The following is a 16,007-nucleotide window of genomic DNA, read 5'->3' on the forward strand; positions in this document are numbered from 1 at the left end:
TTCGCTCAGGGAGACCGTCATGTCTCGCGTCACTTTCTCGTCAGGCGCCGCCCTTCACGGCGGGCGGCGCCGCCAGCGCGGCGTCGTGTCGATCCTCGTCGCGCTGATGCTCGCGGTGCTGATCGGCTTCGTCGGCCTCGCGCTGGATCTCGGCAAGCTCTACGTGACGCGCAGCGAGCTGCAGAACAGCGCGGACGCATGCGCGCTCGCCGCCGCGCGCGACCTGACGGGCGCAATCAACCTGTCCGTGCCGGAGGCGGCCGGCATCACCGCCGGCCATCTCAACTACGCGCTGTTCGAGCAGTTTCCGGTTCAGATGCTGACGAACTCGAACGTCACGTTCAGCAATTCGCTCAGCAATCCGTTCCAGCCGAAGAGCTCGATCGCCTCGCCGTCGTCGATCAAGTACGTGAAGTGCACGACGTCGCGAACGGGCATCGTCAACTGGTTCATCCAGACGCTCAACATGGTGCCGGGCGTGAGCGTCGCGAACGCGTCGGTGTCCGCGACGGCCGTCGCCACCGTCGGCGCCGCGCAGACCACCTGCGCGATCCCGGTGTTCGTCTGCAAGGCCGGCACGCAGACGAGCCCGCCCGTCGCCGGCGCGACGTACAACATCGGCGACTGGCTCGCCGTGAAGACGGGCTCGCCGCCGTCGTTCGGCGCGGGCAACTTCGGCTGGTCGGCGCTCGACGGATCGAACAGCGCAGCGTCGATCAAGAGCGAGCTGACGGGCAACTACTGCGCGCTGCCCGCCACCGGCTCGCAGGTCGGCACGCCGGGCAACAAGGTCGCGGACAGCGCCGCATACAACACGCGCTTCGGCATCTATGCGAATCCGTACAAGGACCCGTCGTACGGCACGCCCGATTTCACCGGCTACGCATACGACGCGACCACGTGGCCCGCGCAGAGCAACGCGTACTCGGATTTCGTGAGCAAGCGCCTGACGTTCACGAGCTACCAGGGCGACCATCTTTCCGGCATCACCACAAGCGGCACGTACAACGCGAGCTACTACCCGGCGGGCGCCGATCGGCGGCTCGCGCTCGCGCCCGAGGTCGACTGCACGGTGCTGCTGAGCGGCCACAGCGCGCCCGTGCTGTCGTGGGACTGCGTGCTGATGCTCGATCCGATGGGTTCCGGCGGCAGTGCGGGCCCGATCCATCTCGAGTACCGCGGCTCGTCGACAGCCGCCGGCAGCCCGTGCGCGACGCAAGGCACGCCCGGCAACGGCAGCTCGGTGGGCCCGCAAGTGCCCGTGCTGCTCCAATGAACCCGCAACCACAAGAGACGATCATGAACCGACTCTCATTCCGCTCCCGTCCGTCGCGGATGCGCGGCGCCGTCGCGGTGGAATTCGCGATCGTGATGATCCCGCTCGTGCTGCTCGCGACCGGCGTCGCGGAATTCGGCCGCGCGATCTATCAGTACGAGGCGTTGACGAAAGCGACGCGCGATGCGACGCGCTACCTGTCGACGTACCTGTCGACCGACCCTGCCTATCCGGTCGCGCAGGCGCAGTGCCTTGCCGTCTACGGCAGCACGACCTGCGGCTCGACGGGCAGCGAGCTCGCGCCGGGCCTCGCGACGTCGATGGTCATCGTGTGCGACGCGTCGCACACGACGAACTGCAGCGACTCGTCCGATCCGGCGCAGTTCGCGAGCGTGCCGACCTACGACACGAACAACGGCTCGCCCGATCCGGCAAGCCTCGCGGGCAGCATGAATCTCGTCGAGGTCAAGATCAAGGGCTATCGGTACCAGCCGATCCCTGTGTTTCCGGGGCTGCCGGCCTTGACCTTCGGCAACATCGTCACCGTGATGAGGCAGGTGTCATGAACGCGCGCCCCTTCCCCCTCATTCGGCGCCGGGCGCAGCGCGGCGCGGCGGCCGTCGAGTTCGCGCTCGTCGCCGCGATCCTCTGCACGATCCTGATCGGCATCTGCGAGTTCGGCCGCGTGCTGTTCTACTGGAACACCGCGAGCGAGGCGGTGCGGCTCGGCGCGCGCACGGCGACCGTCTGCGACGCCGACGCGTCCGTCGTGAAGACCCGCATCAGCCAGTTGATGCCGCTCATCGGCAACGCGAACGTGAGCCTCGCGTACACGCCCGCCGGCTGCGATTCCGACGCAGCGACGGCGCGCAGCACCTGCACGTTCGTCACCGTGTCGGTCACGAACGTGACGGTCAGGACGCTGATTCCGTTCGTGCCGCTCACGCTCTCGATGCCGCCCTTCGTCACCACGCTGCCCCGCGAAAGTCTCTCGACGTCGACGGGCGGCTCGGTCTGTCAATGAACCCCTACACGAGATCAACGACCATGATCAACATCCTCGTCGCTTCCGAAGACGCATCGCGGCTCGCGCATCTCGCGCGGCTCGTCGCCGACGCCGGCCGCTATCGCATCACGCGCACGGTCGGCCGCGCCGCGCAGATCGTGCAGCGCACGGACGGGCTCGACGCCTTCGACATCCTGATGATCGACGGCGTCGCGCTCGACGCCGCCGAGCTCGCCGCGATCGAAAAGCTGAGCCGCCTGCATCCGGGGCTCACGTGCATGCTCGTGACGACCGACGCGTCGTCGCAGACGCTGCTCGACGCGATGCGCGCCGGCGTGCGCGACGTGCTGCACTGGCCGGTCGAGCCGCGCGCGCTCGACGACGCGTTCAAGCGCGCGGCCGCGCAGTGCACGCAGCGCAATACGCCCGACACGCGGATCGTGTCGTTCATGTCGTGCAAGGGCGGCGCGGGCACGAGCTTCATCGCGGGGAACGTCGCGTACGAAATCGCCGAATGCTCGAAGCGCCGCACGCTGCTGATCGACCTGAACCAGCAGTTCGCAGACGCCGCGTTCCTCGTCAGCGACCAGACGCCGCCGTCGAGCATCGCGCAGCTCTGCGGGCAGCTCGAAAGAATGGACGGCGCGTTTCTCGACGCGAGCGTCGTGCGCGTGACGGATTCGTTCCACGTGCTCGCGGGCGCGGGCGATCCGGTCAAGGCCGCCGACATCCGCGAGGATGCGCTCGAATGGATTCTCGGCGTTGCCTTGCCGCGCTACGACTTCGTGATCTTCGAGCTCGGCGTCAGCCTGAACGCGGTGTCGATGGTCGCGCTCGACCGCAGCGACCACATCGAAGTCGTGCTGCAGCCGAGCATGCCGCATGTGCGTGCGGCGCGCCGCCTGCAGGAGCTGCTCGTGTCGCTCGGCTGCCCGCTCGATCGCATCCAGCTCGTGCTGAACCGGCAGACGCGCACGTCCGAGCGCGCGCGCGCGGCGCTCGAAGAAGTGCTGAGCATGCGCGCGGCGCACGTGATTCCCGACGATCCCGCCGCGGTCGGCGAGGCCGTCGACCAGGGCGTCCCGCTTTCGCGGCTCGCGCGCGGCTGCGGCGTCGCACGCAGCCTGCAGGCGTTCGCCAAGCAGCTCGTCGAAGGCGAACAGCGCCCGCAGCGAGACAGCGAGCGCGACGCGCCGCTCTTCGCCCGGCTCTTCACCCGCGGCGCGGCCCCCAAACTCAAATCGATGTAACCCCCGTTCGAGGAGACCATCATGTCATTGCGAGACCAGATGTCCACGCGGCGCGCGCAACCGCTCATGTCCCGAAGCGACGCCATCGGCGCGGCAACCGCGATGGCGCGCGAAGCGTATCAGAAGCTGCGACGCCAGATGCACGGCGCGGTGCTCGAGCGCGTCGAGCTCGAACGCCTGTCGCGGCTGCCCGCCGAGCAGGTGCGCAACGAGATCTCGACGCTGATCGCGCGCATTCTCGACGAAGAGAAGCTGCTCGCGAACGACCTCGAACGCCGCCAGCTCACGGTCGACATCTACGACGAAATGTTCGGCTTCGGCCCGCTCGAATCGCTGCTGCGCGACCCGACCGTGTCGGACATCCTCGTGAACACGGCGAGCGCCGTCTATGTCGAGCGGTACGGCCGGCTCGAGCTGACCGACGTCACGTTCTACGACGACGCGCACCTGATGAAGGTGATCGAGAAGATCGTGTCGCGCGTCGGCCGGCGCATCGACGAATCGAGCCCGATGGTCGACGCGCGCCTGCCCGACGGCTCGCGCGTGAACGCGATCATCCCGCCGTCCGCGATCGACGGCCCGCTGATGTCGATCCGCCGCTTCGCGGTCAATCCGCTGAAGATGGACGACCTCGTCAACTACCAGACGCTGACGCCGCCGATGGCGCAACTGCTCGAAGCGCTCGCGCGCGCGAAGGTCAACGTGCTCGTATCGGGCGGCACCGGCAGCGGCAAGACGACGCTCCTGAACATCCTGTCCGGCTACATTCCGGACGACGAACGGATCGTGACGATCGAGGACGCGGCCGAGCTGCAGTTGCAGCAGCATCACGTGCTGCGGCTCGAGACGCGCCCGCCGAACATCGAGGGCAAGGGCGAGATCACGCAGCGCACGCTCGTGCGCAACGCGCTGCGCATGCGCCCCGACCGCATCATCCTCGGCGAAGTGCGCGGCGCCGAGGCGCTCGACATGCTGAACGCGATGAACACCGGCCACGAAGGCTCGCTCGCGACGATCCACGCGAACACGGCGCGCGACGCGCTGACCCGGCTCGAAAACATGATCGGCGTCTCGGGCCTCTCGCTGCCGCCGAAGACGATGCGCCAGCAGATCAGCTCGGCGCTCTCCGTCGTCGTGCAGACCACGCGCCTCACGGACGGCAAGCGCAGGATCGTCAGCATCCAGGAGCTGACCGGCATGGAAGGGGAGATCATCAACATGCAGGAGATCTTCACGTTCAAGCGCACCGGTCTCGACGCGAACGGCAACGTGCTCGGCTACTTCACCGCGACGGGCGTGCGGCCGAAGTTCGCCGAGCGTCTGAGCGCGTTCGGCATCCAGTTGCCCGACGCGATGTACGACCCCGCGCGCCGCTTCGAAGTGGCGTAAGCCCGCGCTGCATGAAGGAGCCCGTCATGGACCCGATTTTCTACGGTTTCGTCCTGCTGCTGTTCGTCGCCGTGGTGCTGGCGTTCGAAGGCGTCTATCAATGGTGGAACGCCCGCCACGGGCCGGCCGCGCGGCGCATCGAGGCCCGCATCCGCGCGATGTCGGCGGGCGGCCAGGTGCAGAAGGAACGGCTGTCGATCCTCAAGGAGCGGATGCTCAACGACGCGAAGCCGTTCGACCGCCTGCTGATGCGCATGCCGCGCGTGCAGACGCTCGACCTGCTGATCGAGCAGTCGGGCCTCACGTGGTCGGTCGTGAAGCTCGCGTGGATCTCGCTCGCGATTCCGTTCGCCGCGTTCGTCGCGCTCAGCTTCGCGCCGCTGCCGCTGTGGGTCGCGGCAGTGGCTTCCGTCGCGACGATATGCCTGCCGACACTGTTCGTGTTGCACTGCCGGACACGCCGCCTGCGCAAGCTCGAACGGCAGTTGCCGGACACCTGCGACACGATCGCGCGCGCACTGCGCGCCGGCCACGCGTTCTCGAGCGCGATCTCGATGGTGGGCGGCGAGTTCGCCGAGCCGATGGGCGGCGAGTTCCGGATCACGTTCGATGAGATCAACTACGGCGTGCCGCTGCAGGAGGCGCTGCTGAATCTCGCGACGCGCGTGCCGGTGCCCGATCTGCGCTACTTCGTGATCGCGGTGCTGATCCAGCGCGAAACGGGCGGCAATCTCGCCGAGCTGCTCGACGGCATCGCGCTCCTGATCCGCGAGCGCTTCAAGCTGTTCGACAAGGTCCGCGTGCTGTCGGCGGAAGGCAAGCTGTCCGCGCTGATCCTGACGCTGCTGCCGTTCGGCACGGCGGGACTGCTGTCGGTCATGAATCCCGATTTCATCGCGGTGCTCTGGCAGGACCCGGCCGGCATCCTGCTCGTCGGGATGACGATCGCGTCGATGGCGTTCGGCATCCTGTGGATGCGGCACATCATCCGCATTCGCGTGTGAAGCGGCGCGCTACGCATCCGGCCATCATTCGTTGAACGACATTCGGGGACTGTCATGGAAAACCTCAACGTCATGCATATCCTGCTGCTGCTCGGCCTGTTCGCGATCGTCGTCGCGGGCGTGATGGCCGCGTGGCTCGCATTCGCGCCGCGCGGCCTCGCGCGGCGGCTCGCGCAGATCGGCGGCGGCGGCGGCGCCGGCGCGGTTGCGGCGGGCGACAGCCCGGCGCCGCCGGCCGTCTGGGTCGAGAAGCTCGCCGAGATCTCGCAGCCGATCTCGAGGCTGTCGCTGCCGAAGTCCGGCTGGGAGAACTCGCCGCTGCGGCTGCGCCTCATCAACGCCGGCTGGCGCTCGCCTGGCGCCGCGCACCTGTACTTCGCCGCGAAGACCGTGCTCGCGCTCACGCTGCCCGCGGTCGCGATGCCGTTCATGATCGGCACCGCGCTCGGCGACAACCCATACGCGGTATCGGCGATGGTCTTGCTGATCGGCGGGTTCGGCTTCTATCTGCCGAACGCGATGCTGTCGCGCCACATCCGGTTGCGGCAGCGCAAGATCATCGAGGATTTTCCGGACGCGCTCGATCTGCTGACCGTGTGCGTCGAAGCGGGGCTCGGCCTCGACGCGGCGCTGACGAAGGTCGCCGACGAGCTGCGGCTGCGCAGCCCGATCGTCGCGGACGAGCTCGGGCTGATGCTGCTCGAGATACGCTCCGGCTTCGCGAAGGACGCCGCGCTGCGCAACCTCGCGCTGCGCACGGGCGCCGAGGACGTCGACGCGTTCTGCGCGATGCTGATCCAGGCGGACCGCTTCGGGACGAGCATCGGCGCGTCGCTGCGCGTGCTGTCCGACACGCTGCGCACGCAGCGGCGGATGCGCGCCGAGGAGCGCGCGGCTAAGATCGCGCTGAAGCTGCTGTTTCCGCTGATCTTCTGCATCTTTCCCGCGCTGCTGACGGTGCTGCTCGGGCCCGCGTTCATCCACATCTACCGGACGCTGCTGCCGACGATGGCGAGCGGCTGAGCAACGCCCGCGGCGGCGGCGGGCGGCTTTTTCCGCCGTGCCGCCGGCGCCGCCCGGCGGTCAGCCCGCCGCGCCGACAACAAGAAGTCCAAAGCAGCGCGGCGGGTGGGGCGTCGATTGCCGCTCCTCCCGCCGCGTGCGGCGACGATGCGCCCGCTCGCCGCACGCTTCGCTCGGTCATTCCGTCATCCCGACATGCCGAAATCCTGATAGAAACGCGCCGCGTACCCGTCCGGCTTGGGGCCCGTTCACGCCCAGGTGAGGCCCTGAGCCGGCTTGCTCGCGAGATCGGGCACGGAGCCGTCGCGCTTGAGCGTCGCGAGCACGATGCCCGAATTCGTCGACATCACGCCGGGGCGGCACGCATCGAGCAGGGCCGCCCCGCGCTGCGTCAGGCCGGATCGAGGCTCGTTTCGTTGACGGCCGCGCGCAGCGCGATCATCGCGGTGCGCGCGCCGTCCGCGTCGCGGCCGTCGATCGCCGCGACGAGCTTCGCCGCCGCGTCGCGGATCGCTTCGTTGCGCTCCTGCAGCATCGCCGCGTCGAGGTCGATCGCCATCACGCCCGCGCGGGCGACTTCGGCCATCTGCCGGATGAACTGATTGCGGCTCGCCTCGACGATCGACGCATGCAGCAGCTCGAGCGCGCGGCGCAACGCGTCGGGCTCGACCGCGTCGTGCAGCGCCGCATGCGCGGCGCGCACCGCGCGGCGCTGCGTCTCGTCCGAATGCACGGCCACCTGCGCGGCCGCCTCCGGCTCGATCAGGTCGCACATCGCGGCGACGTCGAGCAGGAAGTCCGTGTCCGACGCGATCCGCATCCGCCACTGCATCACGTGATCGTCGAAGAGCCGCCATTCGCTGCGCGGCGTGAGGCGCGTGCCCGCTTTCGTCCGCGCATGCAGCATCCGCCGCGCGGTCAGCATGCGCGTGACCTCGCGCATCACCGAGCGCGGCACGCCGAGCTCGCGCGCGAGCACGTCCTGCGGCGGCAGCAGGCCGGACGTGTATTCGCCGTCGACGATGCGCGTGACGAGCTCGTCGAGCACGCGCTGCACGCGCGGGGACGCCTTCAGCGAGCGGCGCTCGGCCGCGTCGCCGAACGGTCTTGCCGGCGTGCGCGCCGGGTTCAGGAGATGGTTGCTATCTAAGGAGTTCATCGTACTCATCCATGTGCGCAATGGGGTCCTTCGCTGAAAACGGAAGGCGCGACGACGTGAACGCATCCGCAACGCGACAAAGGCATGCGAAAGCGGGATCGGCTGCGGCGCTCGCTGCCTCGGGAATAAAAAGCGCGACCGGAGCGTGTTCCGATCGCAAGGCCACTGCCGCTGACAACCGGGCCACCAGGCGGCAGATGGAGCACGACGCGCGCAGTGCGCGTCGTGACAATCGAACCGATGCGGCCGGATGGGGCGCCGGCCGCGAAAGCGCGAAGCTCGGGCGAGCGGCGCGCGCGCACCGCGTCCGGACGCTCGCCGCGCCCGGACGCCTGCCTCGTGAAACGCAACGCGCCGCACCGTCGCGGCGGCACGCGCGCGACGAGGCATGGACGTTGCCGTACAATGCCGACAACCATGATGGGGGCTTCGCTGAAAGTCTTCCGTGGTCAGGCCGCAGCAGGCATTGGCGCACCTTGCGCGGCTGCTCGCCTCAATGCATCCGTCCTATATCCGCATCTCTCCCGTGATCCCGTCCGCATGCGGCGCGCGCCGCCCGCCGCAGCCGAAGAACGGCGCGCCGCAAGGGCTCGTGCGCATTCCGTCGGCAAGCGACGTCCAGCGCAGGTCGGCCGGGTCGGCGGCCATCCAGCCGCCCGCTTTCGCGATCAGCACGCAATCTGCGATCGCATCGAAATCCGCCCGAAAATGAACGGAACTCTTGTTGACCAGGATCTTCATCGTCTCGGGCGCGACGCCCGCGATCCGATAGAAGCTCCGGTCGGACATCTGCACGCGCGCCGACGTGACGACGACGCGCACGTCGGCGATCCGCAGGCACGCGGTCGGGCCGAGCTCGAACGTCGCGCCCTTGAGCATCGGGCCGTCGCAGTGGCAGCGGCCGTTCGACAGCGACTCGACGCGAAACGTCCCGGTAAACGGCAGCCCGCTGTCCGCGCCGAGCGTGACCTCGACCGACGCGCCTGGCCCCGCCGCGTGCGCCGCGCACGCAGCCGCCGGATCGAAGAAGAGCCCGAGCGCCGCGTCCGGCGCGCGGTGCCTGACGAGCGCGTGCAACAGCCCCGTCGTGTTCGAGCCGCCGCCCGCGCCCGGGTTGTCCTGCGTGTCGGCGATCACGACCGGCTTGCGCGCGCGGCGCGCGATCCGGATCGCCTCGGCCACCGCGTCGTCCGCCGACATGAAGCGCACCGTCCACTCCGACTCGGTCGACACGACGTGCTCGTACAGCGCGTCGACCGCGCGCGCGAGCTGGACAGGGTCCGCGCCGTAGCCCCAGATCGTCGGCCCGCATTCGGAGAAGTCCGCGGCCGGAAAGCCCGGCGCGAACGACAGCGACCGCACGCTGCCCGTCTCCAGCCGCGCGAGCAGCCGGAACAGGCTCTTCGACGGCTCGAGCGACGTGCACATCGCGTTGACCGGAATCAGGAACGGCACGCGCCGCGCGCTGCGAAAATGGCGATGGCGGCCGCGCCTGCCGAGCAGCGCGTCGAGCAGCGCGACCGCGCGGCGCCCGGTGTCCGCCATGTCGACATGCGGATACGTGCGGTACGTGACGAGGCCGTCCGCGCTGTCGAGCATCTGCTGCGTGACGTTCGCGTGCAGATCGAGCGACGCGACGATCGGCACGCGCGCGCCCACTGTCTCGCGCAGCCGGCGCAGCAGCTCGCCTTCGCCGTCGTCATGGCGCTCGGTCGCCATTGCGCCGTGCAGGTCGACGTAGATGCCGTCGGCATCGCGCCGCTTCGCGGCGTCGACGATCTCGCCCGCGATCCGCTCGAACGCAACCGTTTCGACGCGGCCCGACGGCGTCGCGTCGGCCCAGATGGCGGGCAGCGCGACGTGGCCGGCATCGTCGAGCGCCGCGAGCGCGCCCGCGACGGGCAGGTTCATGCGCTTGAGCCGGCCGATCTCGGCGCCGCGCGACAGCGGATAGCGGCCGCCGTCCGCCGCGAAGCTCGCGTAGGTCGCCTTGCTCGGTGCGAACGTGTTGGACTCGTGCCGGAACCCGGCAACCAGAATCTTCATGACGCGGCGGCGCTCCACTGGTTCGCGTCGACGCGGTTCGCGAGCAGCACGATCGCGCCCGCGACGAACAGCGCGGCCATCACCATCAGCCCGGCCTGCAGGCTGCCCGTTGCGGTCTTGATCCAGCCGATGACCGTCGGGCTCACGAAGCCGCCGAACAGGCCGATCGAATTGATGAGCGCGATGCCGCCCGCGGCGACGTCGCCCCTCAGGTAAGCGACGGGAATCGCCCAGAACACCGCGTACGACGCATACATCAGCGCGGTCGCCGCGACGAGCGCGACCATCGCGACGACGAACCGGTCGCCCGCGAGCACGTTGCCCGCCAGCGCGGCCGCGCTCAGCAGCAGCGCGATCGCGCTGTGCCGGCGCCGCTCGCGGCGCTTGTCGGACAGCCGGCCGATCACCAGCATCGCGACGATCGCCGCGAGATACGGCAGCGCGGTCAGCGCGCCAATGTGCAGCAGGTTCTCCACGCCCGCGCTGCGCAAGAGCGTCGGCAGCCAGAAGCTGATCGCGTAGAGACCGCAGATGATCGCGAAATAGGAAAACGCCATCGCATGGATTCGTGGATCTTTCAGGACCTCGCGAAACGCCGTGTGCCGGCTCGCCGCGCACGGCGCCGAAGCGAGTTCGCACAGCAGGATCGCCCTCTCGTTCTCGCTCAGCCACTTCGCGTCGGCCGGCCGCTCGCTCAGCGTGAAGAACAGCACGACGCCGAGCAGCACGGCGGGCAATCCTTCGAGCAGAAACAGCCACTGCCAGCCGGCCAGACCGTGCGCGCCCGCGAGCTGCGTCATGACGAGCATCGACACCGGCCCGCCGATCACCGCGCCGACGGGCCCCGCGCACAGCAGCATCGCCGTCGCGCGCGCCATGCGCGCCTGCGGGTACCAGCGGGTCAGACAGAACAGCATGCCGGGGGCGAAGCCCGCCTCGAACACGCCGAGCAGAAAACGCAAAACGTAGAACGTCGTCACGTGGGTGGCGAACATCGTCGCGATCGACGTCAAACCCCACAACACCATGATGCGGCTCAGCGTGAGCCGCGCGCCGACACGGGTCAGCCGCAGATTGCTCGGCACCTCGAACGCGATGTAGCCGAGAAAGAAGATTCCGGCGCCGAGGCCGTACACGGCCTCGCTCCATCCGAGGTCCGTCTGCATCGCGAGCTTCGCGAAACTGATGTTGACGCGATCGATATAGGCCGTGACGTAACAGACTGCGAAAAACCCGAGGATGCGGATGTCGACCTTTCGATAGATTCGCGAGCGCGCGTTTCCGGATGCGTTCTGTTCTCTCATATGGCCCGTATTGGAATCTGCCTGCGCGTACTCCTGCGCTCATTTATCGTGGCCATTATCTCCATACTGTATGATCCCAGTGACAGCAACTTTGGTGTACAGCCGTTGCTTTGCAAGGCAACAAGCGTATGGATCAATCGTTTCAGGTCAACCTCAACCGTCTTCGCTATTTCCACGCGATCCTCGAACACGGATCGATCCGCGCGGCGGCGGAACGGCTGAACACCGCGCCCTCCGTCGTCAGCCGGCAATTGCAGTTGCTCGAGAGCGAAATCGGCGCGCCGCTGTTCGAGCGCCGCCAGCACGGCATGATCGCGACCGAAGCCGCCGCTCTCCTCGTCGAATACACGCACGCGTGCCGAATCGGACTAGAGCAGTTCCACGAATCGCTGCACGGCGAATTGCGCGGGCGCGTCGAAATCGCGCTGACGGTCGGCTATGTCGAAGACCTGATGGATTCCGTCATCACCCGTTTTTTACATCGACATCCGCACGTATCGGTCGCATTGAACGTGCGCTCCGCGGACGACGTCGTAGATGACGTATTACGCAAACGTGCGCATATCGGCCTCACGTACAATCCTTCGTTGCCGCCGGAAATTCGCGAATGCTTGAGCGTCGCGCATCCGACGTTTCTCGCGGTCGCGCCCGATCATCCGCTAGTGAAGCGCGGCGAGCCGCTCGAATTGCGCGATGCGGTGCGCTATCCGCTCGCGCTGATGCCTGCGCCGTATTACGGCGTCGGGCAGATTGTGCATACCGTCGCGCACGCGGAGAACATTCCGCTTGCGCCGCGGCTCGTCACGAACTCGGTGCCCGCGATGCGGCGTTTCGTGCGTTCGGGCAACGGCGTCGCGTTTCTCACGCATCTGTTGATCGAAGACGATGTCCAACGCGGCGAGATCGTCGCGCTGCGCATGCGCAACCCGCTGTTCAACTTGCCTTGCGGCAAGGTGCTCGTTCACAACGAGCGCGCGTTGCCGCGCGCGGCGAACGAGATCCTCGCGCGCATCGTGCGGGATTTGCCGTCGTTCAAGTCTTGACGCGGCGCGGCGCCCGCGCGGCGCGTTGTTTCCGGCCGACGGCGTTGCACATCGCACATCGCGCTTTCACATGCCGGGCGACCTCGTCCGCCCGCCGGCGCGCGGCGTCGTCCAGATCCGACGCGCTGAGCAACGGACTCTTGCGCACCTCGACCGTCGGGCTGACGTCCGGGGGCAACGCCGTCTTCTTCTTTTTGGCCTCGTTCGCTTCTTCCGATTCGATCTTCTGCACCTTCGCGTGCATCCAGCGGATGCGCGGCGCGGCACTGTCCAGCTCGATGCAGTCGACCCACTCGACGGTCGAATCGCCGCAGATCAGCGCCGAATCGGGATGGGCGAGATCATCTTCGGTCTCGATGACGTGAAAGCAGCTCTGCGCCTGAAACGATGTCGAGAGTCTCTGCGTCTCGCCTTTCTCCGAATGCACGTCGCCAAGCGCGCTGATGCCGCGAAAAATGCCCGCGAGCTGCCGGGTCGCGAGCGTCAGGTTGTCGCTTCCGTAAGCGCCCTCCGAACAGTCGTCGATCGCCTCGGCGAACGCGCGCCGCTCGATCAGCACGCTCGACGGCGTCTTGTCGAGCAGGCACGCGATCGGCTGCGCGAATTGCGAGAGAAACGCCGAAGACATTTGAGCCGCCGTGCTGCACCGCGAGCGTCATCGCGCCGGCGATGGTCCGATGCAGGCCGAGACTCGACGTCGGCGCGCCGACGTCGTACGCGTCGATCGTCTTGCGCCGGATCTCGCCGCGCGATGCCGCCATCATCCGCATGCTCATGCGCTCGATGCGCGCCGCGTCGGGCTGCACGAACGGCTCGACGAACGCCTGCGGCCCGATTTCGACGCACCGCTCGCGCAAGCCGTGGTCGAGCGGATCGTCCGCCAGTTCGCGATAGACGTACAGGTAAGCGTCGACTTCGCCGCTGCCGACGGGTTGCAGATTCAATTCCAGAAGCAGCACGTGCGCGAAGCGCGCTTCCGCCACGTCCGCTTCAGGCGCGAGGAGCGGGGATCGGAGAAACGATCGCGTGAGCGACGACAGCGTCGCGCTGACCGTGACGCCGTCGATTTGCAGATCGGGGCGTTTCTGGCAGACGCAGCGCACGCGACGTAAGCGCCAGGATGGACGAAGCGGATATTTACGTCACGGATGCTTGTTTAAATCGCGCGCCGAGACGGACATTCGACTCGGCGAAATCAACAACGCACGCGATTGGCCCGATTTTCAATACGATTTGTGCAAATGCCGGCGCAAGCCATATATTGAAAAGTCGGCTCGCCGGTTCGATTCGAGGCCGCCCGTCACGAAGGAGCACGCGATGCGGATATTCGATGCGATCGCCCTGCTGTTCTCGCGCGCCGCCGGCAGGCGCACGCGCTCCGCTCATTCCGCCTTCGCGCACGCGGCGCGCGGCGCGTGTCCGTCGCGCCGCGTGCGCGAAGGCCGGGCGCACGGCGCGCCCCCCCGGCATCCGACGCCGGCTTCGCGCACGCGCGAGCCGTTCGAGATCCGGCGGCCCGAACGGTTCGGCGTCGGCGACTTCGAGCCCGGTTCGTCGAACGCGCCCGAAGCGGGCGGCATCAAGCTGTGAGCGCGCGATGGCCACCCGCAAGACACCCGCCCGCAAGCAGGCCCCGCGCGAGACCGCGCACCGCCCGCCCGCGTCCGGCCGCAAGCGCGCCCGCGCCGCGCAGGAAAAGTCCGGCCGCTACTGGTCGAGCGACGTGACGGAGCACAGCCACGCGCTCGATCTCGAACCCGACGTCTTCAAGTCCGACGACCCCGAAGCGATCGCGCAATCGCTGAAGCGCTCCGCGCTCGACAGCACGCGACGCAAGGCGAATCCGTTCCAGTCGGCAATGTCGATGCTCAATTTCTACATGAACCGCGCGGGCCGGAATCTTACGAAAACGCGCCGGACGACGCTCGAGCGCGCGAAGAAGAAGCTGCGCGAAGCATTCGGCCGCAAACCCTGACGCGCGCCGTCCGCGCGTTCGCCGCAGGTTCAAGGCGGCGCGCGGCGGCGCAATTCCGCGGGCGGGATCTTCATCGCCTGCCGGTACTTCGTGACGGTGCGGCGCGCAAGCACGATCCCGCGCCCCGCGAGACGCTGCGCGAGCGCGACGTCCGACAGCGGATCGACCGCCTGCTCGGCCGCGATCATGTCGCGGATCAGCACCTTCGCGGCGGCGGCCGAGCACGCGCCCTTGCCCGCCGCCTCGAGCTTGCGCGGAAAGAAGTGCTTGAACTCGAACGTGCCGTGCGGCGTCGCCATGTACTTGTTGCCGGTCGCGCGCGAGATCGTCGATTCGTGCAGGCCGAGCTCGTCGGCGATGTCGCGCAGCACGAGCGGCTTCAGCGCGATCTCGCCGTAGCGGAAGAAATCGCGCTGGCGCGCGACGATGCACTCGCCGACGCGGCGGATCGTGTCGAAGCGCTTCCGCGCGTTGCGGATCAGCCAGCGCGCTTCCTGCAGTTGCTGGCCGAGCGGCGACTGATTCGAGCCGCTCGATTGCGCGAACAGCTCCGCATAGCGGCGATGAATCCGCGCGCGCGGCATCACGGCCGGGTTGATCGTGACGATCCATTCGTTGCGCACCTGCCGCACGATCACGTCGGGGACGACGTAGTTGCCCGCCGCGCTGCCGTACTGGTTGCCGGGGCGCGGATCGAGCCGCCGCACGAGCGCGCATGCGATGTGCAGCGTGCGCGTGTCGCAGCCGATGCGGCGCTGCATCTCGGCCGTCTCGCGGCGCGCGAGACGCTCGAGATGATGCGCGGCCATCTCCTTCGCGCATTCGACGCCTGGCGTGCCCGCGGGCATCGCATCGAGTTGCAGCAGCAGGCATTCGGACAGCGAGCGCGCGCCGATGCCCGGCTGATCGAGCGACTGCACGAGCCGCAGCGCGACGAGCAGTTCCTGCTCGGCCGGATGCAGCAGCGGGTCGGCCGCCGCCGCGAGCTCGGGCAGCGCCTGGCGCAGATAGCCGTCGTCGTCGAGCGCGTCGATGATCATCCGCGCAAGCGTGCGGTCGCGCCGGGTCAACTGGCAGAGACGCAGCGCGTCGTGCAGGTGCTCGCGCAGCGTCGGCTCGGCCGTCATCCAGTCGCCGGGCTCGAGATCCGACGCGTCGTCGGCGCGCCGGTTCGAGCCGCGCGCCGACAGCTCGGCCGTCAGCGACACGTCCTGCCCGACGACTGGCGGCGACGCGTCGCTCGCGAGCGCGCCGTCTTCGCCGTCGGCGTAGCCGTCGTCCGCCCGCGCGTCCGCTTCGGCGGCGGGCGTCTCGCCCGGCTTGGCCGCAGCCTCGGCGGTATCGTCGTCGGGCGCTTGCACGTCTTCGAGAAACGGATTGGTATCGAGCGCCTGACGCAGCTCCTGCTGGAATTCGAGCGAAGAAAGCTGGAGCAGGCGCAGCGACTGCTGCAAGCGCGGCGTGAGCGCCAGGTGTTGACGCATTTGCAACGCGAGCGTGGCGGGCATGCGGAACTCCCTTTCAGGTGGACG

14 protein-coding genes and 1 pseudogene are annotated in these 16,007 nt (G+C 68.3%); 10 read left to right on the forward strand and 5 right to left on the reverse strand.

What is annotated here, in order from left to right; translation table 11 throughout:
- Positions 1-19 precede the first annotated feature (19 nt).
- Genes AQ610_RS31035 through AQ610_RS31065 form a run of 7 tightly spaced genes read left to right on the forward strand, consistent with a single transcriptional unit; the run spans position 20 to position 6,948 of the window.
- A complete protein-coding gene (locus AQ610_RS31035) occupies positions 20-1,276 on the forward strand; it encodes a pilus assembly protein TadG-related protein (RefSeq protein WP_006028223.1) in 1,257 nt (418 codons plus the stop codon).
- A gap of 59 nt (positions 1,277-1,335) precedes the next feature.
- Complete coding sequence (locus AQ610_RS31040; RefSeq protein WP_006028224.1) at positions 1,336-1,842, forward strand: TadE/TadG family type IV pilus assembly protein; 507 nt, start codon at positions 1,336-1,338, stop codon at positions 1,840-1,842.
- Positions 1,839-2,300, forward strand: coding sequence for a TadE family protein (locus tag AQ610_RS31045; protein ID WP_006028225.1), 462 nt, complete (start codon positions 1,839-1,841; stop codon positions 2,298-2,300). Before AQ610_RS31040 ends, AQ610_RS31045 begins: the two co-directional genes overlap by 4 nt.
- A gap of 23 nt (positions 2,301-2,323) precedes the next feature.
- Positions 2,324-3,532, forward strand: coding sequence for a CpaE/TadZ family protein (locus tag AQ610_RS31050; protein ID WP_006028226.1), 1,209 nt, complete (start codon positions 2,324-2,326; stop codon positions 3,530-3,532).
- 21 nt (positions 3,533-3,553) lie between these two features.
- Entirely contained in the window at positions 3,554-4,921 is a 1,368-nt protein-coding gene (locus AQ610_RS31055) for a TadA family conjugal transfer-associated ATPase (RefSeq protein ID WP_006028227.1), read from the forward strand.
- 26 nt (positions 4,922-4,947) lie between these two features.
- Positions 4,948-5,925 (forward strand): type II secretion system F family protein, encoded by a 978-nt coding sequence (locus AQ610_RS31060; protein ID WP_009917575.1) that lies wholly within the window; start codon positions 4,948-4,950, stop codon positions 5,923-5,925.
- A 54-nt stretch (positions 5,926-5,979) separates the two neighbouring features.
- Positions 5,980-6,948 carry a type II secretion system F family protein gene (locus AQ610_RS31065; RefSeq protein WP_043282941.1) on the forward strand — a complete coding sequence of 323 codons (969 nt, stop codon included), beginning with the start codon at positions 5,980-5,982 and terminating at the stop codon, positions 6,946-6,948.
- Positions 6,949-7,339: 391 nt separating this feature from the next.
- Here the strand turns inward: AQ610_RS31065 and AQ610_RS31070 are convergent, their stop codons facing one another.
- The 3 genes from AQ610_RS31070 to AQ610_RS31080 form a co-directional block, all read right to left on the reverse strand.
- Positions 7,340-8,107 (reverse strand): FadR/GntR family transcriptional regulator, encoded by a 768-nt coding sequence (locus AQ610_RS31070; RefSeq protein ID WP_009916044.1) that lies wholly within the window; start codon positions 8,105-8,107, stop codon positions 7,340-7,342.
- Between the two features lie 507 nt (positions 8,108-8,614).
- Positions 8,615-10,153 (reverse strand): M81 family metallopeptidase, encoded by a 1,539-nt coding sequence (locus AQ610_RS31075; RefSeq protein ID WP_043283023.1) that lies wholly within the window; start codon positions 10,151-10,153, stop codon positions 8,615-8,617.
- Positions 10,150-11,457, reverse strand: a complete 1,308-nt coding sequence (locus tag AQ610_RS31080) for an MFS transporter (RefSeq protein WP_006028232.1) — start codon at positions 11,455-11,457, stop codon at positions 10,150-10,152. Before AQ610_RS31080 ends, AQ610_RS31075 begins: the two co-directional genes overlap by 4 nt.
- A gap of 128 nt (positions 11,458-11,585) precedes the next feature.
- On the opposite strand from AQ610_RS31080, the gene AQ610_RS31085 reads away from it, so the two are divergent.
- A complete protein-coding gene (locus AQ610_RS31085) occupies positions 11,586-12,500 on the forward strand; it encodes a LysR family transcriptional regulator (RefSeq protein ID WP_006028233.1) in 915 nt (304 codons plus the stop codon).
- A 145-nt stretch (positions 12,501-12,645) separates the two neighbouring features.
- Here AQ610_RS31085 and AQ610_RS35585 read toward each other — a convergent pair.
- Positions 12,646-13,606: pseudogene (locus tag AQ610_RS35585) on the reverse strand (hypothetical protein); the annotation flags it as partial.
- Between the two features lie 211 nt (positions 13,607-13,817).
- On the opposite strand from AQ610_RS35585, the gene AQ610_RS31105 reads away from it, so the two are divergent.
- A complete protein-coding gene (locus tag AQ610_RS31105; RefSeq protein WP_043283024.1) occupies positions 13,818-14,090 on the forward strand; it encodes a hypothetical protein in 273 nt (90 codons plus the stop codon).
- Between the two features lie 7 nt (positions 14,091-14,097).
- Positions 14,098-14,475: a DUF3175 domain-containing protein gene (locus AQ610_RS31110; RefSeq protein WP_006028236.1), complete on the forward strand. Its 378-nt coding sequence runs from the start codon at positions 14,098-14,100 to the stop codon at positions 14,473-14,475.
- Positions 14,476-14,504: 29 nt separating this feature from the next.
- On the opposite strand, the gene AQ610_RS31115 is transcribed toward AQ610_RS31110, so the two are convergent.
- Complete coding sequence (locus AQ610_RS31115; protein ID WP_009916053.1) at positions 14,505-15,983, reverse strand: RNA polymerase factor sigma-54; 1,479 nt, start codon at positions 15,981-15,983, stop codon at positions 14,505-14,507.
- Between the last annotated feature and the right edge of the window lie 24 nt (positions 15,984-16,007).

This window comes from Burkholderia humptydooensis (genome assembly GCF_001513745.1).
In the GTDB taxonomy this organism is placed as follows: Bacteria; Pseudomonadota; Gammaproteobacteria; order Burkholderiales; family Burkholderiaceae; genus Burkholderia; species Burkholderia humptydooensis.